Origin of the sequence: Actinoplanes sp. URMC 104, assembly GCF_051386375.1 — a bacterium.
Lineage (GTDB): Bacteria > Actinomycetota > Actinomycetes > Mycobacteriales > Micromonosporaceae > Actinoplanes.
Map to the genome: position 1 here is coordinate 1,495,457 of NZ_JBPQTO010000011.1, position 19,821 is coordinate 1,515,277.

Sequence of the window (19,821 nt, forward strand, 5' to 3'; positions counted from 1 at the left end):
TCCCATCGGGACGGTCAGTGGACGCTGGCCACGGCGATCGGCTCGCCGCTCACGTCGCGCAGGCCGGTCGTCCGGCGGGACCCGAGCGGCAGGTAGAACAGGGCGCCGAGCGCCGCCCCGATGAACCAGGAGACGCCGGAGACCTCGGAGAAGACCGGCAGGACCGCGAAGAGGATCGCGATGACGGCGGCCGGCACGAGCGCCGCGACGGCGAGCATGTTGAAGCCGCCGCGGTAGTGGTAGTCGCCCCCGGGGTCCTCGGTGAACAGGTCGGGCACGTTGACCTTGGTCCGGCGGAGGATCCAGTAGTCGGCCATGATCACGCCGAAGAGCGGTCCCAGGATCGCGCCCAGCCCGCCGAGGAAGTAGACGATGACCGCCGGGGAGTTGTAGAGGTTCCACGGCAGGATCACCAGGCCGATGACCGCGCTGACCAGCCCGGCGCGGCGGAAGTCGAGCACCCGGGGCAGCAGGTTGGTCAGCATGTAGATCGGCGCGACGAAGTTGGCCATCAGGTTCACGGCGACCGTCAGGACGAGCAGGGCCAGGCAGGCCAGCACCAGCAGCAGCGTGTTGGGGATCGTGCGGACGATGTCGGCCGGGCTCTCGATGACCTCCCCGTTGATCCGGTACTGGGCGCCCGCCAGCGTCACCACGATGGCCCCGAAGAACAGCATGTTGAGCGGGATGCCGAAGAAGTTGCCCCTGATGATCGCCGTGCGCGACGTGGCGTTGCGGGTGAAGTCGCAGAAGTTCAGCACGAAGGTGCCGTAGATGGCGATCCACAGCGCGCCCCCGACGACGATGTTCCACCACATCTCGCCGCCGCTGAGGCTGTCGGCCGTGGAGAAGGCGATGGAGCCGCCGGACTCGACGACCAGCCAGACGGCCAGGGCGAGCATCGTCAGCAGGATGACCGGGCCGGCGAAGGCCTCGTACTTGCGGATCATCTCCATGCCGTAGCTGACGACGATGACCTGCAGCACCCAGAGGACCACGAAGGCGATCCATCCCAGCGTCGACAGCCCGAGGAAGGAGTTGCGGTCCCACGACGCGAGGCCCGGCGCGACGGCGATCAGCAGCACCCGCAGCACCACGCTGGCCAGGTAGGTCTGGATGCCGAACCAGACGATGGCCACCCCGCCGCGGGCGATGGCGGCGATCTGGGCGCCGTGGATGCCGAACGCGACCCGGCTCAGCACCGGGAACGGGACGCCGAGCTTCTCGCCCATGAACCCCGACAGGCTCAGCAGCAGGAACAGCAGCACGGCGCCCAGCAGGAACGACAGCATGATCTGCCACGCGCCGAGTCCCAGCGCGAACAGGCCGACGGCGAAGACGTAGTTGCCCAGGCTGTGCACGTCGTTCGCCCAGAGGGTGAAGATGTTGTAGGCGCCCCACCGGCGGCCCGCGCGCCTGGTCGGAGCCAGGTCCTGGTTGTAGAGCCGCTCGCTGATCGCGGGCATCCCCGGCGTCGCCAGCGCCTCGGCCGGTGGCTGGTGCAGGATCGGATGGTCCCCGCCGATGTGCGGCAGGTGCGGGTGATGTGACGGCTCGGGCTTGTCGTGCCGCATGGCGACGGCCTTCCTCGCTAGCCGGCGAGTGAGTTCCTCAGCGCGTCCGGAAGGTCGTCCCACCCGCCGGCGGGGTGTGCCTTCACCGCGGACTGCGCGTCGGTGTCGGTGATGCCGGCGGCGGCCAGCACCGCGCTCAGCTGGCCGGCCGGCAGCAGGTTGTACCAGCGCAGCGCGAGGCTCCGCCGGCCCTCGGTGGACAGCTCGCCCCACAACCGGACGCGGGCCATGCCGCCGTCGGGATAGACGTCGAGGCGGACGTGGGTGACCTCCGGCCCGTCCGGCAGCACGAAGCGGTGCAGGGTGTCGGGCTGCAGCCGCTGCCGGGGCAGGATCTCGTGCTGCTCCGCGGTGTCGCCGCGGCGGCCGCGCAGGCTCGCCCAGCCCGGCGCGTTGCCGACGAAGTAGCGCGTGTCGAGCTCGGCCAGCCGGACGACACCCGGCCCGGCCAGCGCGAACTCGACCCAGTCGTTGCCCTCGTCGCGCCGCCGCGAGGTCTCCCAGCCCTCACCCATGACCCGTGCCTGGCCCGGTGAGATCAGGTTGGTGGGCGACGAGTAGAACATGTTGCTGCAGCCCACGACGGCGCCGCCGTTCTCGAGCGCGGCCAGGTCGACGGCGCCGGCGGTCAGGTAGCGCGGGTCGGGCACGACGTCGCCGTGCACCCGCAGCCGGGCCACGCCGCCGTCGGGGTACTGGTTGAGCCGCACGTGGGTCATCCGCTCGGCGGCCGTCACCGCGTACGCGTTGCGGTAGTGGCCCTTCGCCGGCGATCGGGGCACCAGCGGCGTCCACTCGGCGGCGTTGAGCTCGTCCGGCGACGGGTGTCCGTCCATCGCGGTGCCCTCCACCGAGATCTCCGGCGGATAGTTGCCCTTGAAGAACGCCGTGTCGACGACCACGCCGCGCACCACCCCGGGCACCCCGAGCCGCACCAGCGCCCAGTCGTGGCCGGGCTCGCGGCGGCGGCGGGTCTCCCACCCGTCGTAGACCTGGCCCTTGTGGCCGAACGTGTAGGTGGAGTAGCTGGGCTCCTCCGGCTTGATCAGGTTCTCGCGCTCGGCGAACAGCTCGTCGTTCGCCCAGACCACCCCACTGCCGAGCAGGCGCGAGGCGAGGTCGGGCAGGCGGGTGAACTCCGGCTCGGGATCGTCGGAGCCGGGCCGGTCGGGGAATGCCATCTGCGTGCTCATACCTCTCCTCGGCTGATCAGCTGTCCCAGCGGCTCCTCGCCGGTCACGCGTCGGCCGCGCAGCCAGGTGCTGCGGACGACACCGGCGAGCGGGCGGTACGCGTACGGGGTGACGGGGTTGCGGTGGTGCAGCCGGCTCGGGTCGACGACGAACGCCTCGTCGGGGGCGAACACCGCGAAGTCGGCCTGGTAGCCGCGGTCGATCTGGCCCTTGAGCTGCAGCCGGGCGATGTACGCGGGCCGCTCCGCCATCCAGCGCACGACGTCGACGAGGGTGTAACCGCGCAGCCGCGCCTCGGTCCAGACGGCCGGCAGCCCGAGCTGCAGCGACGAGATGCCGCCCCACGCCGCGCCGAAGTCCCCGAGGTCCAGCCGCTTGAGATCGGGCGTGCACGGCGAATGGTCGGAGACGATGCAGTCGATGTCGCCGCGGCCCAGCGCCCGCCACAGCTCCTCGCGGTTGTCCGCCTCGCGGATCGGCGGGCAGCACTTGAACTGGGTGGCGCCGTCCGCGATCGCCTGTGCCTCGAAGGTCAGGTAGTGCGGGCACGTCTCCACCGTGATCTGGATGCCGTCGCGGCGGGCGGTGCGCACCATCGGGATGGCGTCGGAGCTGGACAGGTGCAGCAGGTGCACGAAGGCCCCGGTGTGCCGGGCCGCCTCGATCAGGTGCGCGATCGCCAGGTTCTCCGCGCCGCGCGGGCGCGACGCCAGGAAGTCGCCGTAGTGCCGGCCCTGCGCCGCCGGAGCCCGCTCGATCGCCACCGCGTCCTCCGCGTGGACGATCATCTTGGCCCCGTACGACCGCAGCACGCCCAGGTACTCCTCGAGCTGCTCGGCGTCCAGCGGCGGGAACTCGTCGACGCCCGAATGCACCATGAAGCACTTGAAGCCGAACACCCCGGCGTCGTGCAGCTCCCGCAGGTCGCCGAGGTTGCCCGGGATCGCGCCGCCCCAGAAGCCCACGTCGACGTGGCACTGACCCGCCGCGGCCTTCCGCTTGACCTCCAGCGCCTCGACGGTGCAGGTCGGCGGGATGCTGTTGAGCGGCATGTCGATGATCGTCGTCACGCCGCCCGCGGCCGCCGCCCGGGTCGCCGTGGCGTAGCCCTCCCACTCGGTGCGGCCGGGCTCGTTGACGTGCACGTGGCTGTCGACCAGGCCGGGGATCAGCACCTCGTCGTCGGCGAGATCGACGGTCTCCTCCCCCTCCAGGCGGGCCTGAAGAGGCTCGAGCGCCACCACGACGCCGTCGCGGACGGCCACGCAGCGCGGCACCTCGCCGGCCTTGGTGATGACCCGGCGGCCCCGGATCACGAGGTCATAGCTCGCCATGACGGCTCACCCTGCCCGGTAGGCGCGCCAGCCGCCGCGGTCGGAGATGTCGGTCAGGCCCGCACCGGACTCGACCACCTCCTTGCGCAGGAGCACGACCAGCGCGCTGCCGCCGTCGTCCAGCTCGAGCACGCCCAGCTCCAGCTCCGGCGGCTCGGACGGCATGAACCGGTCGCGGATCACCTCGAGCGGCACCTCGTACAGCTCGCCGACGGTGCTCACGCCGCCCTCGTCCACCGGCCACAGCCCGGGGAACTCGTCGCGGACGGAGAAGAACCGGTAGCGCGCGGCCGTGCGGGCCGGTCCGAGGAACTTGTGACCCTCGATGCTGTGGTGGACCTTGCCACCGCTCATTCCTTCGCCGTTGACGAACAGCGGCACCATGATCGATTGCCCTGCGGTCATGTCCGGTCCTCCTTCTCGGGGGCGAGCCAGTCCCGGGCCAGCGTCCGGGCCAGCGTCTGCAGCAGCGGGCCGGCCTCAGTGAAACACCTCTGCACGTCGGGCTCGATGTCGGTCAGCGCGTACGCCCGGGCGATGCCGGCCTGCCGCAGGCGTTCCGGGGGCAGCGCCACGCGCCCCGCGACGGCGACCACCGGGACGCCCGCGGCGGTAGCTGCCGCGGCCACCCCGGCGGGCGCCTTGCCGCTGAGCGTCTGCTCGTCCAGCGAGCCCTCGCCGGTGATCACCAGCCGGGCGCCGGGCAGGTGGTCGGCGAAGCGCACCAGGTCCAGGACGAGCTCGATGCCCGGACGCAGCTCCGCGCCCAGCACGGCCAGGGCCGCGTAGCCCACGCCGCCGGCCGCGCCGGCGCCGGCCCGGTCCCGGTACGGCGGCTGCCCGGGCCCGGCGGCGGCCTCGACCACGTCGGCCCACCGGGTCAGGGCGGCGTCCAGCACCGCGACGTCGTCCGGTCCCGCGCCCTTCTGCGGCCCGTAGACGGCGGCCGCCCCGGTGGGGCCGAGCAGGGGGTTGTCGACATCGCTGGCGACGACGAACCGCGTCCGCCCGGCCACCCGGCGCACGGCGCTCAGGTCGACCCGGTCCAGGTCCGCCAGGGCCGCGCCGCCGCGGGGCAGCTCCGTCCCGGCGGTGTCGAGCAGGCGGGCGCCGAGCGCTTGGAGCAGCCCCGCTCCCCCGTCGGTGCTCGCGCTGCCGCCGATGCCGAGCACGACGGTGTGACAGCCGCGCTCGATGGCGGCCCGGACGACCTGGCCCGTGCCGTACGAGGTGGCGGTCAGCGGCGCGAGGCCGTCGGGCGGCAGCAGCCGCAGACCCGAGACGTCGGCCATCTCGACGACGGCCACCCCGTCGCGGACCGCGAACGCGGTGCCGACGGGGGATCCGGTCGGTCCGTCCGCAGCCACCTCCACCCGTTCGTGGCCGGCGGCGAGCGCGGCGTCGACCGTCCCGTCGCCGCCGTCGGCGACGGGCAGCCGCACCACGGTGGCGCCCGGAACCTCGTCGGTGACGCCGTCCGCGACGCGCCGCGCCACCTCGCCGGCGGTGAGCGAGCCCTTGAACTTGTCCGGCGCCACCAGGACGTGCATGGCTAGTCCAGCAGGGCGATGGCGGTCGGGGCGTGCTCGTCCAGCGTCGCGAGCTCCTCGAACTCGACGACGTTGTCCAGCTCGGTGCCCATCGAGATGTTGGTGACCCGCTCGAGCAGCACCTCCACCAGCACCGGCACCCGGAACTCGGCCATCAGCTTCTTCGCCTGGTCGAACGCGGGTTGCAGGTCGGCGGGGCGCTCCACGCGCAGCGCCTTGCAGCCCAGCCCCTCGGCGACCTTGACGTGGTCGACGCCGTAGCCGCCCAGCCCGGGGGTGTTGATGTTCTCGAACGACAGCTGGACGCAGTAGTCCATGTCGAAGCCGCGCTGCGACTGGCGGATCAGGCCCAGGTACGAGTTGTTCACCACCACGTGCACGTAGGGCAGGTGGAACTGGGCCCCGACGGCCATCTCCTCGAGCATGAACTGGAAGTCGTAGTCGCCCGACAGCGCCACCACCGTGGCCGCCGGGTCGGCCATGCACACCCCGAGCGCGGCCGGCAGCGTCCAGCCCAGCGGGCCGGCCTGACCGGCGTTGATCCAGTGCCGGGGCTTGAACACGTGCAGGAACTGGCCGCCGGCGATCTGCGACAGCCCGATCGTGCTCACGTAGCGGGTGTCGCGGCCGAACGCGAGGTTCATCTCCTCGTACACCCGCTGCGGCTTGATCGGCACGTCGTCGAAGTGCGTGCGGCGCAGCATCGTGTGCTTGCGCTTGACGCAGTCCTCCACCCAGGCGGCGTAGTCGCGCAGCCGGCCCGCGTCGCGCCGCTCCCGGGCGAGCTCGACGAGCAGCTCGAGCGCGGCCCCGGCGTCGGAGACGATGCCGTAGTCGGGCGGGAACACCCGTCCGATCTGGGTCGGTTCGATGTCGACGTGGACGAAGGTGCGGCCGCGGCGGTACACGTCCAGCCCGCCGGTGTGCCGGTTCGCCCACCGGTTGCCGATGCCGAGCACGAAGTCGGACGCCAGCATGGTGGCGTTGCCGTACTGGTGCGCCGTCTGCAGCCCGGCCATGCCCGCCATCAGCCGGTGGTCGTCCGGGATGGCGCCCCACCCCATCAGCGTGGGGACGACCGGGACGCCGAGGATCTCGGCGAGCTCGACCAGCAGGGCGGAGGCGTCGGCGTTGATGATGCCGCCACCGGCGACGATCACCGGGGTGGCCGCGGCCTGCAACATGTCGAGCGCCTTGGCCGCCTGCTCTCGGGTCGCCGCCGGCCGGTACGCCGGCAGCGGGGCGTACGTCTCGACGTCGAACTCGATCTCGGCCATCTGCACGTCGAACGGCAGGTCGATCAGCACCGGCCCGGGCCGGCCCGAGCGCATCAGGTGGAAGGCCTTCTGGAACGTGCCGGGGACCTGCGCCGCCTCCAGCACGGTGACGGCCATCTTGGTCACCGGCCCGGCGATCGCCGAGATGTCGACGGCCTGGAACTCCTCCTTGTGCAGCCGGGCGACCGGCGCCTGGCCGGTGATGCACAGGATCGGTATCGAGTCGGCCGACGCCGAGTACAGCCCGGTGACCATGTCGGTGCCGGCCGGGCCGGACGTGCCGATGCAGACCCCGATGTTGCCGGCCCGCGTGCGGGTGTACCCCTCGGCCATGTGCGACGCGCCCTCGACGTGCCGCGCGAGCACGTGGTCGATGCCGCCCGCGCGCCGCAGGGCGGCGTACAGCGGGTTGATCGCCGCGCCGGGCACACCGAAGGCGCAGGTCACGCCCTCGCGGGCCAGGATCGCCACGGCGGCGTCGGCCGCAGTCATCCGGGGCATGCGGCTCCTCCTCCTCGTCGAGGTCGCAACCGGCGGTCAGTCCGCGCGGCCGGACAGTTCCGCGACCAGCTTGAGCAGCCCCGAATGGTCGAGGCCGCCGTCGCCGCGCGCGACCATCGCGCCGACGAGCTGGCTGACCACCGCGCCGAGCGGGATCGCCACGCCGGCCTCCCGCGCGGCGGACTGCACGATGCCGAGGTCCTTGTGGTGCAGCGTGAGCCGGAAGCCGGGCTCGAACTCGCGGGCGAGCATGCTGCGGCCCTTGCGGTTGAGCACGGTGCTGCCGGCCAGCCCCCCGCCGAGCACCTCCAGCGCGGCGGTCAGGTCCACGCCGTACGCCTCGAGGAACACGATCGCCTCGGCGAGCAGCTCGATGTTGCCCGCGACGATCAGCTGGTTGGCGGCCTTCACGGTCTGCCCCGAACCGGCCGGTCCGACGTGCACGATCGTCTTGCCGAGCTTGTCCAGCAGCGGCCGGGCCGCCTCGAAGTCCGCGGCCTCACCGCCCACCATGATGGACAGGCTGGCCTCGACGGCCCCGGCCTCGCCGCCACTGACCGGCGCGTCCAGCACCCGCAGCCCGGCCGCGCGCCCGGCCTCGGCGACCCGCGCCGACACGTCGGGACGGATCGAGCTCATGTCGATGTAGAGCGCGCCCTTGGCGGCATGGGCGAAGACGCCGTCCTCGCCCGTGGTCACGGCCTCCACGTCGGGCGAGTCCGGCACCATCGTGATGATCACGTCGGCGCCGCGCACGGCGTCGGCGACGTCCTCCGCGCCCCGCCCGCCGGCCGCGACCAGCCGCTGGATCGGCTCCGGGCTCAGGTTGTAGCCCGCCACGTCGTGGCCGGCCGCGACCAGGTGCCCGGCCATCGGGCCGCCCATGATGCCCAGACCGATGAAGGCGACGCTCGTCATGTCACACCACCCGGGGGGAAGGATGCCCGCCGCTCGCGCGGCAGCCAGTCGAAGGAGCCGGCGCTGTCCCCGCTCGGCTTGTACTCCAGCCCGACCCAGCCGTCGTAGCCGGTGGCGGCGATGCGGTCGAGGTAGCGATCGAGGTCGAGCTTGCCGGTGCCGGGCTCGTGGCGCCCGGGCGCGTCGGCGATCTGGACGTGCCCGATCCGGCCCGCCGCCCGCTCGATCGCGGCGTCGACGTCGTCGCCGTTGACCGCCAGGTGATAGACGTCCAGCAGCAGGGCGAGGTGGTCCACGCCGGCCCGGTCGATCGCGCCGAGGGCGTCACCGGCGGTCAGCAACGGGTACCGCGGGGCGCCGCTGACCGGCTCCACCAGCACCGTGCCGCCGATCCGCCCGGCCGCCCCGGCTGCCAGCGCCAGGTTCTCCGCGCCCAGCTCGTCCTGCTCCTGCGGGGTGCTGTCGTCGGTCCGGTTGCCGTAGAGCGCGTTGAACGCCCGGCACCCGAGCCGCTCCCCGAGCCCGACGGTCACGTCGATGTTGTCGCGGAACTCGCTGCTGCGCGCCGGCCAGCTGACCAGCCCGCGATCGCCACCGGCCATGTCGCCGGCGAAGAAGTTCAGCCCGACCAGACGGACGCCCGCGTCGGTGACGGCGGCGGCGAACCGGTCGAGCTCGGCGTCGGACGGCACTGCGGCCGGCCAGGGCCACCAGAACTCGACCGCGTCGAAACCCGCCTCCCGTGCCGCCGCCGGGCGCTCCAGCAACGGCAGCTCCGTGAACAGGATGGACAGGTTGACCTCGAACCGGGGATTTGCCACCGCGGGCCTCCTGCATTTCGCTGAGCGAAATTACTTTTCCGGTGCGTCGAGCGTAAGTCGGGGTTGCTCACGGGTCAACGGTGTGGACGGCGCGCGCTCGACCTCGTTATCTCACCCTCGGGCCGGTCAGCTCGCCCATCCAGGCTCCTTTCCGCCCAGTGGTGGAATGCTAGATTCGAGATACGGAAGAGGAGTGGGGCGCGGGCATGGCGAGACCGTCCGGAGGGCCGATGAGCGAGGGCGGCCTGCAGTCGGTGGAGCGCGCCTTCGAGGTCCTCGAACTGCTGACCGGAAGCGGCCGGGAGCTGTCGCTGTCCGAGATCACGGCCGCGACCGGGCGGCCGGCCCCCTCGGTGCACCGCCTGGTCCGCACCTTGGTCGCGCTCGGCTACGTCCGTCAGGAGGCGTCGCGCCGGTACGCGCTGGCGCCCGCGCTGATCCGGCTCGGCGACGCGGCCGCCCGCCAGTTCGGCACGTGGGCCAACCCGCTGCTGGCCGAGCTGGTCGACCAGATCGGCGAGTCGGCGAACATGGCCATCCTGGACGGTGCGCACGCGCTCTACGTCGCGCACGTCGCGGGGCGCCACACGATGCGGATGTTCACCGAGGTGGGCCATCGGGTGCCGCTGCACTCCACGGGCGTCGGCAAGGCGCTGCTGACGCAGTTGCCCGAGGCGGAGGCCGGACGGCTGCTGCGGTTCGCCGGCATGCCGAGGATCACCGACCAGACGATCACGGACCCGTCCGACCTGCTGCAGGAGCTCAGCGGCGCGCGGGCGCTGGGGTACACCCTCGACAACGGCGAGCAGGAGGTCGGGGTGGCCTGCGTCGCGGTTCCCGTCCCGGCGGCGCCCAGCCTGACGGCGATCTCCTTCTCCGCGCCGGCTCCCCGGCTGACGCCCGAGGTGGTCCGCAAGGCCGCCGCCGCCCTGCGCGAGGGTGCCACGCGGCTGGCCGAGCGGTTCGCCGCCGAGCGGGCGGGCGGCCCCGACCTGTAGCCCGGGCCCGCCCTTGACGGGCGCTCGACGGCCGCCCTACCGTACCGGATATCGGAATAGTTCTTCCTGGTGCCGTGCGAAACCCCCGAGGTCCGGCCCATGTCCCGAACCGATCCCGTCGTCCTGAACGACGTGCCCGAAGAGCAGGCCGCGCAGCGGTTGGCGGCGTGCAACGCCTCACCGCGCTGGATCGGTGAGATGCTCGAGCACCGCCCGTACGCCTCCGTGGCCGCCCTGCTGGACACGGCGGAGAGGGTGGCCCGCTCGCTCGACTGGAGCGAGGTCAGCCGCGCGCTCGAGGCGCACCCGCGCATCGGCGACAGCCCGGCCGGCGACAGCGTGGAAGCGCAGTGGTCGCGCCGGGAGCAGGCCGCCGTCGGCGGGTCCGGCTCCGGCACGCAGGCCGCGCTGCGCGAGGGCAACGTCGCGTACGAGCGGCAGTTCGGGCACGTCTTCCTGATCCGGGCGGCCGGGCGCAGCGCCGGCGAGATGCTGGCCGAGCTGCACCGGCGGCTCGGCAACGACGTCCGCAGCGAGCGCGCGGAGGTCACCGAACAGCTCGCCCAGATCACCCGTGCCCGCCTCGAGAGGTTGCTGGCGCCATGACCCTGTCGACGCACGTCCTGGACGCCGGCAGCGGCCGCCCCGCGACCGGTGTCCCGCTCACCCTGCACCGGCAGGCCGGCGACGGCTGGGAGCCGGTGGGCGCCGGGGTGACCGACGACGACGGCCGGTGCCGCGGCCTCGCACCCGACGGCCTGGAGTCCGGCGTCTACCGGCTGCGCTTCGACACCGGCGCCTACTTCTCCGCCACCGGTGTGCGGGGCTTCTATCCCGAGGTCGCGATCGTGTTCGAGGTGACCGAACCGGCCGTCCACCACCACGTCCCGTTGCTGCTGTCCCCCTTCGCCTACTCCACCTACCGAGGGAGCTGAGACCGTGAAGCTGGGCCACAACCAGTACGGCAAGGCCGAGAACCGTGTCGTACGGGTGTTCCGGAGCTCCGACCCGCACGAGATCGTCGACTACAACGTCAGCGTCGCGCTCTGGGGCGGGCAGGAGGCGCCGCACCTGACCGGCGACAACGCCCCGGTGCTGCCGACCGACACGCAGAAGAACACCGTGTACGCGTTCGCGAAACAGGACGACGTCGTCGCACAGCCCGAGTCGTACGCCCTCCGGCTCGCCCGGCACTTCGTCGACACCGCCGCGCCGATCACGCACGCCCGGGTCAAGATCGAGATGTATCCGTGGACGCGGCTGAACAACCCGCACGCGTTCGTCCGCGACAACCGCTTCGTCCGCACCGCAGCGGTGACCTACGACGGGACGACGACCTGGGTGGTCTCCGGAGTCAGGAACCTGTCGATCCTCAAGACCTCGGACTCCGAGTTCACCGGCTTCCTCACCGACCGGTTCACCACGCTCGCGCCCGCGCGCGACCGGATCATGGCGACCTCGCTGATGGCGCAGTGGTGGCACACGAGCGAGAACGTCGACTGGGGCAAGTCGCACGACACGGCCGTGCAGACGCTGCTGGACACGTACGGCAACCACTACAGCCTGGCCCATCAGCAGACTCTGTACGAGGCGGGCGTCGCGGTGCTCGAGGAGCAGCCGCAGATCGCCGAGATCCGCTTCAGCGCGCCGAACAACCACCACTTCGTCTACGACCTGGCGCGCTTCGGCATCGAGAACGACAACGAGGTCTTCCACGCCGACGACCGCCCGTACGGGCTCCAGGAGCTCACCGTCCGCCGCGACGACGCCCCCGACCCCGGCCTGGCCTTCGACCCCGGTCAGGGGTGGTGATGGCCAGAATTCCCCGCCCCAGGAGAACGCCGGGCACCGCGGTCGCGGACCGCCATCCCGTCGACGAGATCATGCCCGTCGGGTCGCTCTTCCTGTACGGGCTGCAGCACGTGATGAGCATGTACGCCGGCGTGATCGCGGTGCCGCTGATCATCGGCAGCGCGCTGCGGCTGCCGTTCGCCGACCTGGCCTACCTGCTCACCGCGGCCCTGCTGGTGTCCGGGCTGGCAACCCTGCTGCAGACCCTGGGCATCTGGCGGATCGGCTCGCGCCTGCCGCTGGTCCAGGGCACGTCGTTCGCCGCCGTGGCGTCGATGCTGGCGATCGGCGGCGCGGCCGGCGGCGGACGGCCGGGGCTGCAGGCCATCTTCGGCGCGGTGCTGGTCGCCGGCGTGGTCGGGTTCCTGCTGTCCGGCGTGTTCAACCGGCTGCTGCACTTCTTCCCGCCGGTGGTCACCGGCACCGTGATCACCGTCATCGGCATCTCGCTGCTGCCCGTCGCGATCCGCTGGGCCGGCGGCGGCACCCCCGGCGTGACCCCGGACTTCGGCAGCGCCGCGAACATCGGCCTCGCCGGGCTGACGCTGCTGATCGTCCTGCTGATCTACCGCGTGCTGCCCGGCTTCTTCAGCCGGATCGCGATCCTGCTGGGCCTGGTCGTGGGAACGCTCATCGCCTGGCCGCTCGGCCGCACGGACTTCAGCCGGATCGGCGAGGCGCAGTGGTTCGCGTTCTCCACCCCGTTCCACTTCGGGGCGCCCACCTTCGAGGTGGCCGCCGTCATCTCCATGACCATCGTGATGCTGGTGATCATGACCGAGACGACGGCCGACATCCTGGCCATCAGCGAGGTCGTCGACAAGCCGGCCGACGGCCGGACGGTCGTCGCGGGCCTGCGCGCCGACACCCTCGCGACCGCCGTCTCCGGCGGCCTGCTCAACTCGTTCTCGGCCAGCGCCTTCGCGCAGAACGTCGGGCTCGTCGCCATCACCGGCATCCGCAGCCGCTTCGTCGTGGCCGCCGGCGGCGTGATCCTGTTCCTGCTGGGCCTGGTCCCGAAGCTGGGGGCGGTCGTCGCGGCGATCCCGCTGCCCGTCCTCGGCGGCGTCGGGCTCGCCCTGTTCGGCACCGTCGCCGCCAGCGGCATCCGGGCCCTGAGCCGGGTCAACTACGAACGCAACAACAACCTCGTCATCGTCGCGGTGTCGATCGGCATGGGCGTGATCCCCATCGCCGTGCCGACCTTCTACGAGCACTTCCCGAAGTGGTTCCAGACCATCTTCGACTCCGGCATCAGCTCCGCCGCGGTGACCGCGGTGCTGCTCAACATCCTGTTCAACGTCGGCCGGACCAGCCACCGGGAGGCGGCCATCCTGGCCGAGTCCCCCACGGTGGGGGTCACCCCCGACTACGACGTCCCCGGCGGCATCGACAGCGACGACCAGGGGTCGGTGATCGCGCGGGAGTACGACGTCCGCCACACCCGCGACGACCGCACACCCGAGGACGTCCTCGACGCCGACCGGCCGGCGGACCGCACCCGGCGCGATTCCCCGCCCCGCACCGACTGACCCGACGTCGGGCGTGCCGCCGGTGCAGCACGCCCGGTCGGGGTGCGGACGCCGTGGCGTAGCCGGCTCAGGTTCCAGCCCGGCCATCGACGATCGGGCCCGCCGGCCGCAGCACATCCCCACCGCGGCGGGTCGCCTGCCGCAGCACATCCCCGAGGACGAACTCGGGGCAGCGAAGGCCGACGGCGCCCGAGCATGGCAGCGCGTCATCGGCTACAGCTACCGCACCGCCTCGGACGACCCGCCGCCTGCCTGGCCTTCCGGACGGAGACCTAGGTGTGCAACTGTTGAAGTCGGTTTACACCTGGGTCTGACTCTTTTGCTTAAGTCGTTCGTAGGGTGTCTGGCCGTCCAGGGCGCCGTGTGGGCGGTGGTAGTTGTAGTAATCCTCCCATTCGCGCAGCTTGTCGTTGAAGACGCCGGTGTCGTCGATGACGACGCCTTCGAGCATGCGGTAGAACTCTTCGGCGTCGATGCGGTGGGATCGTTCGACCTTGCCGTTGAGGTGCGGCGATGCGGGTTTGATGTAGGTGTGGGCGATGCCTTGGTCGAGCACGTGCCAGTGGAACTGGGTCTGGAACTCGGCACCGTTGTCGGTCTGGATGACCTCCACCCGAAACGGCAGGCGTTGCAGGACGTAGTCGAGGAACTGGATGGCGGTCTTCTGATCGCATCGCGGGTAGATGCGCAGCACGCGCAGCCGGGTGCAGTCGTCGATCGCGGTGAACTGGTAGTACCTGGCACGGCGGCGTTGCTTGGGTAGCCGGCCTGATACCGGCGCTGTGCCGGTCGTGGGGTCGGCGGGCAGGCCGATCGGCTCGATGAACTTGACGTCGATCTGGAGCCGGTTGCCGGGAAGTGGTTTCTCGTAACGTTTCCAGCGTTTCTCGCGGCTGGTGTAGCGCTGCGAGGCGGGCAGCCGGTTGAGGCCGAGGCGGACCAGGATGTTGTAGATCGCCGAGCTGGTGATCGTGATGTCGTGGTATCGCTTGAGATACATCTGGATCTTCACCGGGCCGAAGTGATAGTTCTGCCGCAGGTAGACGATCTTGTTGACGATGTCGGCATGCGTCGCGGTCGGGCAGTGGTGCGGGGCGCTCGAGCGATCGCGCAGGCCGGTGAGGCCTTCGTCCTGGTAGCGGCGCAGCCATTTGTAGTAGGTCGGCCGGCTGATGCCGTAGTAGCGGCAGGTGCGGGCGACGTTGCCGGTGACTTCTTCAACGTGCCGCAGAACCGCCAGGCGATGCTGTGCCTGACGGTCCAGCTTCTGGTCCATCGACGGGGGCATAAGTCTCCAACGATCGGAGACCCGAAGTGTTAACAACCTCTGGCAGTTTTAGACCTAGGCCGCCGTGCAGGTGGTGGAGGGCACGCTGTTCGCGCGGTTCCAGCTGCCGAGGAAGCCGAACGTGGCCGACGCCCCGGCGGCGAGGGCGCCGTTGTAGCTCTCGTTCACCACCGACTGTGTGCCGCCGGTGGCGGTGTTGCGGCCACCCCAGATCTGGGTGACGGCCTGGCCGTCGGCGAAGGTCCAGCCGACCCGCCATCCGGTCAGCGGCGAGGATCCGGCCGTCACGGTCACCTCGGCCTGGAATCCGCCCTGCCACTGGCCCGTGATCCGGTAGGTGGCGGAGCAGGCGGCCGGCCCGGGAGGGGGTGTCGAGGACGGCGGCGGTGACGAGGGCGGCGTCGAAGTCGGCGGCGTCGTGCTCGGCAATTGCGAGAAGAACTTCCAGATCTCGCCGCCCACCCACGTCCGGGCGCCGCTGGTGGACGTGGAACCGTCCACCGGCTCCGGGGTGTGGTCGCCGTCGAAGGCGGCCCACGCCACCGGATAGCCGGCGCGGCATCCCGTGTACGCGGTGACGATGTGGGTCAGGCTGCTCCGGGCCGGCTCGGGCGGGTTCTGCGGCGTGCACCCGTTGTTGCGCACGAAGGTGTCCCGGATCGAGCGACCCAGCGAGATGTCCAGCACGCTGTCGTGGGTGCCGTGGATGCCGAGGTACGCGACCGGTTGTGTGCCGGGACTGCACCCGCTGAGGTTCGCCCCGGAGATCACCGCGACCGCGCGGAAGACGGCCGGCCGGGCGCACGCGACGGCGTAGCTCATCGAGCCGCCGTAGCTCCACCCGAGCGCGAACACCTGGCTGGTGTCGACGCACAGGTCGCCCTGGATCAGCGAGGTCAGGTCGTCGACCAGGGTGAGGTCGCGGTTGCCGGTGTTGGCCCAGCCGTTGTCGATGCCCTGCGGCGCCACCAGGATCGCCGAGTTGCCCGACAGCCCCTGCAGCCCGTAGTAGCCGCCGCTCGCCACGTTGCCGGCGGTTCCGTTGAGCCAGTGGAACGCGAAGATCAGCTTGTACGGCTTGGTGCGGTCGTAGTTGTCCGGGACGCGCAGGATGTACGTGCGGCTCTGGCCCCCGCTGGAGATGGTGCGGGTGCCGCCGGCCAGCGTCGGCGCCTTCCCGCACCCGGCGGTGACCGCCGCGCCGGCGGGGCCCCCGGTCACCACGACGAACGCCCCGGCCGTGGCCAGCAAGGCGGCCGCCGCCGCCAGAGCCAGTTTCCGGATCGACATCACGTTCCTCCGTCACCTTGGCAAGTGAACGTTAACGGCACGATGCGAAAAGGCTACGGGAGCGCTCCCACACTTTCAAGGAGTTGAATGTCTTGCCTTTCCGAGGATCGCCCGCGCACCACACGACTTGGCACACCGGAACCGCGTAACAGTTTTCGGACGGCCTTTTCCCGCACACTCCGAAAGGTCACTAACTTTTGCCCGACGAGCCGTAAGTTTCGGAACTCCGGCGCCGGAGGTTGAGGGTTCCCGCTTCCGCCGGGCAACACCGCCTCGTCCGCTCGTATGGTTTCCGCAGCTCAAGCCATCTTGGAAGCTTCATCCTCGCCGCCCCGCTTCCGGAAAGTTTCCGGAAGCTGTTGTTACGGCAGCGTTAACCGTGCCAGCATGTCTCCCAATCGAAGCTGATCGTTCCTCGGCCCGGCCCGGGCGGTCCCCCCTTTCTTTCGCGTGCCCGGCGTCCGCCGGAGGCTGCGTGGATGCCGCCGGTGACCGGGCGAGGAATGGAGAAGGGAGACCGTCGTGGAAGTCCATTCCCCCGGCCGCCGGCCGACACGGGCCCGGCTGCTGATCAGTGGCGCGGTCGCCGCGCTCACGGCGGCGGGCGTGGTCATGGTGATGCCGCAGGCGAACGCCGCCGAGAGCACGCTCGGCGCCGCCGCCGCGCAGTCCGGCCGGTACTTCGGAACGGCGATCGCCGCGAGCCGGCTGAGCAACTCGACGTACTCCACCATCGCCGCGCGTGAGTTCAACATGATCACGGCCGAGAACGAGATGAAGCCGGACGCCACGGAACCCAACCGCGGCCAGTTCACTTTTAGCGCGGGCGATCAGATCTACAACTGGGCGACCCAGCGCGGCCTCAAGGTGCGCGGCCACACCCTCGCCTGGCACGCCCAGCAGCCGGGCTGGATGCAGAGCCTCAGCGGCAGCAGCCTGCGCCAGGCGATGATCGACCACATCAACGGCGTGATGGCCCACTACAAGGGCAAGCTCGCCGCGTGGGACGTGGTGAACGAGGCGTTCAACGAGGACGGCAGCCGGCGCTCGTCCAACCTGCAGGGCACCGGCAACGACTGGATCGAGGTGGCCTTCCGCACCGCGCGCAACGCCGACCCGTCCGTCAAGCTCTGCTACAACGACTACAACATCGAGAACTGGTCCTACGGCAAGACGCAGGGCGTCTACAACATGATCCGGGACTTCAAGTCCCGCGGCGTGCCGATCGACTGCGTCGGCCTGCAGACCCACTTCACCGGCGGCAGCTCCCTGCCCGGCAACTTCCAGACCACGCTGTCGAGCTTCGCCGCCCTCGGCGTCGACGTGGCCCTGACCGAGGTCGACGTCACCAACGCGTCCACCTCGCAGTACGCCGGGCTGACCCAGGCCTGCCTCAACGTGCCGCGCTGCATCGGCATCACCGTGTGGGGCGTCCGGGACAGCGACTCCTGGCGCGCCAGCGAGAACCCGCTGCTGTTCGACGGCAACGGCAACAAGAAGGCCGCGTACACCTCGGTGCTCAACACCCTCAACTCCGCCGGCGGCGGCGGTCCCACGACTCCCCCGCCGACCACCACCCCGCCGCCCTCGGGCACCGGGCAGCGGATCGTCGGCGCCCAGTCGGGCCGGTGCATCGACGTGCCCAACGCGTCGCAGAGCAACGGCACGCGGGTGCAGCTGTACGACTGCAACGGGCAGAGCAACCAGTCGTGGACGCTCACCTCGAGCCGGCAGCTGACCGTTTACGGCTCGCGGTGCCTGGACGCGGCCGGCTCGGGCAACGGCTCGGCCGTGCAGATCTACAGCTGCAACGGGCAGGCCAACCAGCAGTGGAACGTCAACAGCAACGGCACCATCACCGGTGTCCAGTCCGGACGCTGCCTGGACGTGTGGGGCACCGGCAACGGCCAGCAGGTGCAGATCTACGACTGCAACGGGCAGGCCAACCAGCGGTTCAGCCTGAGCTGACCCCTCGAGCGGCGCGGCGGCTGCGGCCGCCGCGCCACCATGAGCGGAAGGTTGTCCATGGCGATCGCCGAACGCGCCGTCTCGCCGATCGGTGACGGCGGATTCGACAGCCCGATGATCCGCAATCCCGTCCTGCCCGGGTTCCACCCCGACCCGTCGATAGTGCGGGTGGGATCCGACTACTACATCGCCACGTCCACGTTCGAGTGGTACCCCGGCGTGCGCCTGCACCACTCGACCGACCTGGTGCGGTGGCGGTCGCTCGGCGGCGCGCTGACCGAGCGGCGGCTGCTCGACCTGACCGGGACGGCCGACTCCGGCGGCATCTGGGCGCCCAACCTGACGTACGCCAACGGGCTCTTCCACCTTCTCTACACCGACGTGTCGACGTTCGCGGGCGGCTACTGGGACCCGCAGAACTACCTGACCACCGCGGAACGCATCACCGGCCCCTGGTCCGACCCGGTGGTCCTGCACGGCCGGGGGTTCGACGCGTCGCTGTTCCACGACGAGGACGGCACCACCTGGATGCTGTCTATGCGGGCGGACTGGCGACCGGGCCGCAACCGCTTCGGCGGCATCGAGATCCAGCGGTACGACCCCGGCGAGCGCCGGCTGGCCGGGCCGGCCCGGCTCATCTTCGAGGGCACCGGCGCCGGGCTCACCGAGGCGCCCGTCGTCCATCGCAAGGACGGCTGGTACTACCTGTTCACCGCGGAGGGCGGCACGAGCTGGGCGCATCAGGTCACCGTGGCCCGCTCCCGGACCCTTTTCGGCGGCTACGAGGTGGACCCCGGCGGCCCGCTGCTGACCTCGGCCGGGCGTCCGGAACTGGCGCTGCAGAAGGCCGGCCACGGCAGCCTCGTGCGCACCCCGGCCGGCGAGTGGTACCTGGCGCACCTGGTCGCGCGGCCCTACACGCCGTACGGCCGGTGTGTGCTCGGACGGGAGACCGCCCTGCAGCCGGTGGAGTGGGCGACCGGCGCCTGGCCCCGCATCCGCGACGGCGTGCCGGCCGAAGTGGTCCCGGCGCCCGCCGGCACCCCCGCGGCGGCCGGACGGCAACCCTCCGCGCAGCTCGACGACGACCACTTCGACGACCCGGTGCTCGGGCCCGACTGGTCGACGCTGCGCCGCCCGGCCACGCCGGACTGGCTCGATCTGTCGGCCCGTCCGTCGCACCTGCGGATCCGGGGCGGCCAGTCCCCGATGGCCCGGCACCGGCCGAGCCTGGTGGCCCGCCGGGTGACGGCCCGCCGCTGCACCTTCGAGGCGACATGCGAGTTCGAGCCCCGCAGCTACCGACAGCTCGCCGGGGTCACCGCGTACTACAACACCCGCAACTGGTACTACCTGCACGTGACCGCCGACGACGACGGCACGCCGGTGCTCGACGTGCTGTGCTGCGACAGCGGCCGGGTCACGACGGCCCCGGGCCTGCGGACGCCCCTGCGTGGCGTGCGCCGGGTGGGCCTGCGCGTCAGGCTCGACGGCCCGGTCCTGACCTTCGCCTGCACCACGGACCCGGACGGGGAAGCGGTGTGGCACGACCTCGGCCGCGCCTTCGACGCCACCACCCTGTCCGACGAGTACGCCGCGACGATCGTCCCGGGTGAGCCCGAGGCGTGGGGCTTCACCGGCGCCTTCGTCGGGCTCTGGGTGCAGGATCTCGGCGCCGAAGGCGGCTACGCCGACTTCGACCAGGCCGCCTACCGTGCGGGCTGAC

At 71.4% G+C, this 19,821-nt stretch carries 17 protein-coding genes; 7 read left to right on the top strand and 10 right to left on the bottom strand.

From position 1 onward, the window contains the following. Window positions 1-14: 14 nt before the first annotated feature. Genes ACSNN8_RS32665 through ACSNN8_RS32700 form a run of 8 tightly spaced genes read right to left on the bottom strand, consistent with a single transcriptional unit; the run spans window position 15 to window position 9,168 of the window. Complete coding sequence (locus tag ACSNN8_RS32665; RefSeq protein ID WP_436653830.1) at window positions 15-1,574, bottom strand: NCS1 family nucleobase:cation symporter-1; 1,560 nt, start codon at window positions 1,572-1,574, stop codon at window positions 15-17. A gap of 17 nt (window positions 1,575-1,591) precedes the next feature. Then, window positions 1,592-2,767: an allantoicase gene (gene alc, locus ACSNN8_RS32670; protein ID WP_436653831.1), complete on the bottom strand. Its 1,176-nt coding sequence runs from the start codon at window positions 2,765-2,767 to the stop codon at window positions 1,592-1,594. Next, a complete protein-coding gene (gene allB / locus ACSNN8_RS32675; protein ID WP_436653832.1) occupies window positions 2,764-4,101 on the bottom strand; it encodes an allantoinase AllB in 1,338 nt (445 codons plus the stop codon). Before allB ends, alc begins: the two co-directional genes overlap by 4 nt. A 6-nt stretch (window positions 4,102-4,107) precedes the next feature. Beyond that, the gene (locus ACSNN8_RS32680; RefSeq protein WP_436653833.1) at window positions 4,108-4,506 is read right to left on the bottom strand and encodes an allophanate hydrolase-related protein; all 399 of its coding nucleotides are present in this window, start codon (window positions 4,504-4,506) and stop codon (window positions 4,108-4,110) included. Continuing rightward, window positions 4,503-5,651, bottom strand: a complete 1,149-nt coding sequence (locus ACSNN8_RS32685; RefSeq protein WP_436653834.1) for a glycerate kinase — start codon at window positions 5,649-5,651, stop codon at window positions 4,503-4,505. The genes ACSNN8_RS32680 and ACSNN8_RS32685 overlap by 4 nt, the downstream gene beginning before the upstream one ends. Window positions 5,652-5,653: 2 nt before the next feature. Continuing rightward, a complete protein-coding gene (gene gcl / locus ACSNN8_RS32690) occupies window positions 5,654-7,429 on the bottom strand; it encodes a glyoxylate carboligase (RefSeq protein WP_436653835.1) in 1,776 nt (591 codons plus the stop codon). A 36-nt stretch (window positions 7,430-7,465) separates the two neighbouring features. Beyond that, window positions 7,466-8,347: a 2-hydroxy-3-oxopropionate reductase gene (locus ACSNN8_RS32695; protein ID WP_436653836.1), complete on the bottom strand. Its 882-nt coding sequence runs from the start codon at window positions 8,345-8,347 to the stop codon at window positions 7,466-7,468. Continuing rightward, window positions 8,344-9,168 carry a hydroxypyruvate isomerase family protein gene (locus ACSNN8_RS32700; protein ID WP_436653837.1) on the bottom strand — a complete coding sequence of 275 codons (825 nt, stop codon included), beginning with the start codon at window positions 9,166-9,168 and terminating at the stop codon, window positions 8,344-8,346. Before ACSNN8_RS32700 ends, ACSNN8_RS32695 begins: the two co-directional genes overlap by 4 nt. Before the next feature lie 230 nt (window positions 9,169-9,398). Between ACSNN8_RS32700 and ACSNN8_RS32705 the strand changes: the two genes are divergently transcribed. The 5 genes from ACSNN8_RS32705 (at window position 9,399) to ACSNN8_RS32725 (ending at window position 13,549) form a co-directional block, all read left to right on the top strand. Continuing rightward, entirely contained in the window at window positions 9,399-10,166 is a 768-nt protein-coding gene (locus tag ACSNN8_RS32705) for an IclR family transcriptional regulator (RefSeq protein ID WP_436653838.1), read from the top strand. A 99-nt stretch (window positions 10,167-10,265) separates the two neighbouring features. After that, window positions 10,266-10,772, top strand: coding sequence for a 2-oxo-4-hydroxy-4-carboxy-5-ureidoimidazoline decarboxylase (gene uraD / locus ACSNN8_RS32710; RefSeq protein ID WP_436653839.1), 507 nt, complete (start codon window positions 10,266-10,268; stop codon window positions 10,770-10,772). Beyond that, window positions 10,769-11,101: a hydroxyisourate hydrolase gene (gene uraH / locus ACSNN8_RS32715; RefSeq protein WP_436653840.1), complete on the top strand. Its 333-nt coding sequence runs from the start codon at window positions 10,769-10,771 to the stop codon at window positions 11,099-11,101. The genes uraD and uraH overlap by 4 nt, the downstream gene beginning before the upstream one ends. A gap of 4 nt (window positions 11,102-11,105) precedes the next feature. Continuing rightward, window positions 11,106-11,978: a factor-independent urate hydroxylase gene (gene pucL / locus ACSNN8_RS32720; protein WP_436653841.1), complete on the top strand. Its 873-nt coding sequence runs from the start codon at window positions 11,106-11,108 to the stop codon at window positions 11,976-11,978. Next, complete coding sequence (locus tag ACSNN8_RS32725; protein ID WP_436653842.1) at window positions 11,978-13,549, top strand: nucleobase:cation symporter-2 family protein; 1,572 nt, start codon at window positions 11,978-11,980, stop codon at window positions 13,547-13,549. The genes pucL and ACSNN8_RS32725 overlap by 1 nt, the downstream gene beginning before the upstream one ends. Window positions 13,550-13,847: 298 nt before the next feature. Here the strand turns inward: ACSNN8_RS32725 and ACSNN8_RS32730 are convergent, their stop codons facing one another. Together ACSNN8_RS32730 and ACSNN8_RS32735 are read right to left on the bottom strand one after the other, a co-directional pair. Continuing rightward, window positions 13,848-14,825 carry an IS481 family transposase gene (locus ACSNN8_RS32730; RefSeq protein ID WP_436646273.1) on the bottom strand — a complete coding sequence of 326 codons (978 nt, stop codon included), beginning with the start codon at window positions 14,823-14,825 and terminating at the stop codon, window positions 13,848-13,850. A 66-nt stretch (window positions 14,826-14,891) separates the two neighbouring features. Further along, window positions 14,892-16,127, bottom strand: coding sequence for a cellulose binding domain-containing protein (locus tag ACSNN8_RS32735; protein WP_436653843.1), 1,236 nt, complete (start codon window positions 16,125-16,127; stop codon window positions 14,892-14,894). A 612-nt stretch (window positions 16,128-16,739) separates the two neighbouring features. Here ACSNN8_RS32735 and ACSNN8_RS32740 point away from each other — a divergent pair. Then, window positions 16,740-18,095, top strand: coding sequence for an endo-1,4-beta-xylanase (locus ACSNN8_RS32740; RefSeq protein WP_436655486.1), 1,356 nt, complete (start codon window positions 16,740-16,742; stop codon window positions 18,093-18,095). Window positions 18,096-18,152: 57 nt separating this feature from the next. Beyond that, window positions 18,153-19,820 carry a glycoside hydrolase family 43 protein gene (locus ACSNN8_RS32745; RefSeq protein WP_436653844.1) on the top strand — a complete coding sequence of 556 codons (1,668 nt, stop codon included), beginning with the start codon at window positions 18,153-18,155 and terminating at the stop codon, window positions 19,818-19,820. The last annotated feature ends 1 nt before the right edge of the window (window position 19,821 follow it).

Excerpts from the sequence above, each read along its gene's own strand:
- ACSNN8_RS32705 (WP_436653838.1), top strand. The coding sequence starts at position 9,399 with ATGAGCGAGGGCGGCCTGCAGTCGGTGGAGCGCGCCTTCGAGGTCCTC.
- alc (WP_436653831.1), bottom strand. The coding sequence starts at position 2,767 with ATGAGCACGCAGATGGCATTCCCCGACCGGCCCGGCTCCGACGATCCC.
- ACSNN8_RS32740 (WP_436655486.1), top strand. The coding sequence starts at position 16,740 with ATGGTGATGCCGCAGGCGAACGCCGCCGAGAGCACGCTCGGCGCCGCC.
- ACSNN8_RS32745 (WP_436653844.1), top strand. The coding sequence starts at position 18,153 with ATGGCGATCGCCGAACGCGCCGTCTCGCCGATCGGTGACGGCGGATTC.
- ACSNN8_RS32735 (WP_436653843.1), bottom strand. The coding sequence starts at position 16,127 with ATGTCGATCCGGAAACTGGCTCTGGCGGCGGCGGCCGCCTTGCTGGCC.
- allB (WP_436653832.1), bottom strand. The coding sequence starts at position 4,101 with ATGGCGAGCTATGACCTCGTGATCCGGGGCCGCCGGGTCATCACCAAG.
- ACSNN8_RS32725 (WP_436653842.1), top strand. The coding sequence starts at position 11,978 with ATGGCCAGAATTCCCCGCCCCAGGAGAACGCCGGGCACCGCGGTCGCG.
- ACSNN8_RS32685 (WP_436653834.1), bottom strand. The coding sequence starts at position 5,651 with ATGCACGTCCTGGTGGCGCCGGACAAGTTCAAGGGCTCGCTCACCGCC.
- ACSNN8_RS32730 (WP_436646273.1), bottom strand. The coding sequence starts at position 14,825 with ATGGACCAGAAGCTGGACCGTCAGGCACAGCATCGCCTGGCGGTTCTG.
- uraH (WP_436653840.1), top strand. The coding sequence starts at position 10,769 with ATGACCCTGTCGACGCACGTCCTGGACGCCGGCAGCGGCCGCCCCGCG.
- ACSNN8_RS32695 (WP_436653836.1), bottom strand. The coding sequence starts at position 8,347 with ATGACGAGCGTCGCCTTCATCGGTCTGGGCATCATGGGCGGCCCGATG.
- ACSNN8_RS32665 (WP_436653830.1), bottom strand. The coding sequence starts at position 1,574 with ATGCGGCACGACAAGCCCGAGCCGTCACATCACCCGCACCTGCCGCAC.
- gcl (WP_436653835.1), bottom strand. The coding sequence starts at position 7,429 with ATGCCCCGGATGACTGCGGCCGACGCCGCCGTGGCGATCCTGGCCCGC.
- uraD (WP_436653839.1), top strand. The coding sequence starts at position 10,266 with ATGTCCCGAACCGATCCCGTCGTCCTGAACGACGTGCCCGAAGAGCAG.
- ACSNN8_RS32680 (WP_436653833.1), bottom strand. The coding sequence starts at position 4,506 with ATGACCGCAGGGCAATCGATCATGGTGCCGCTGTTCGTCAACGGCGAA.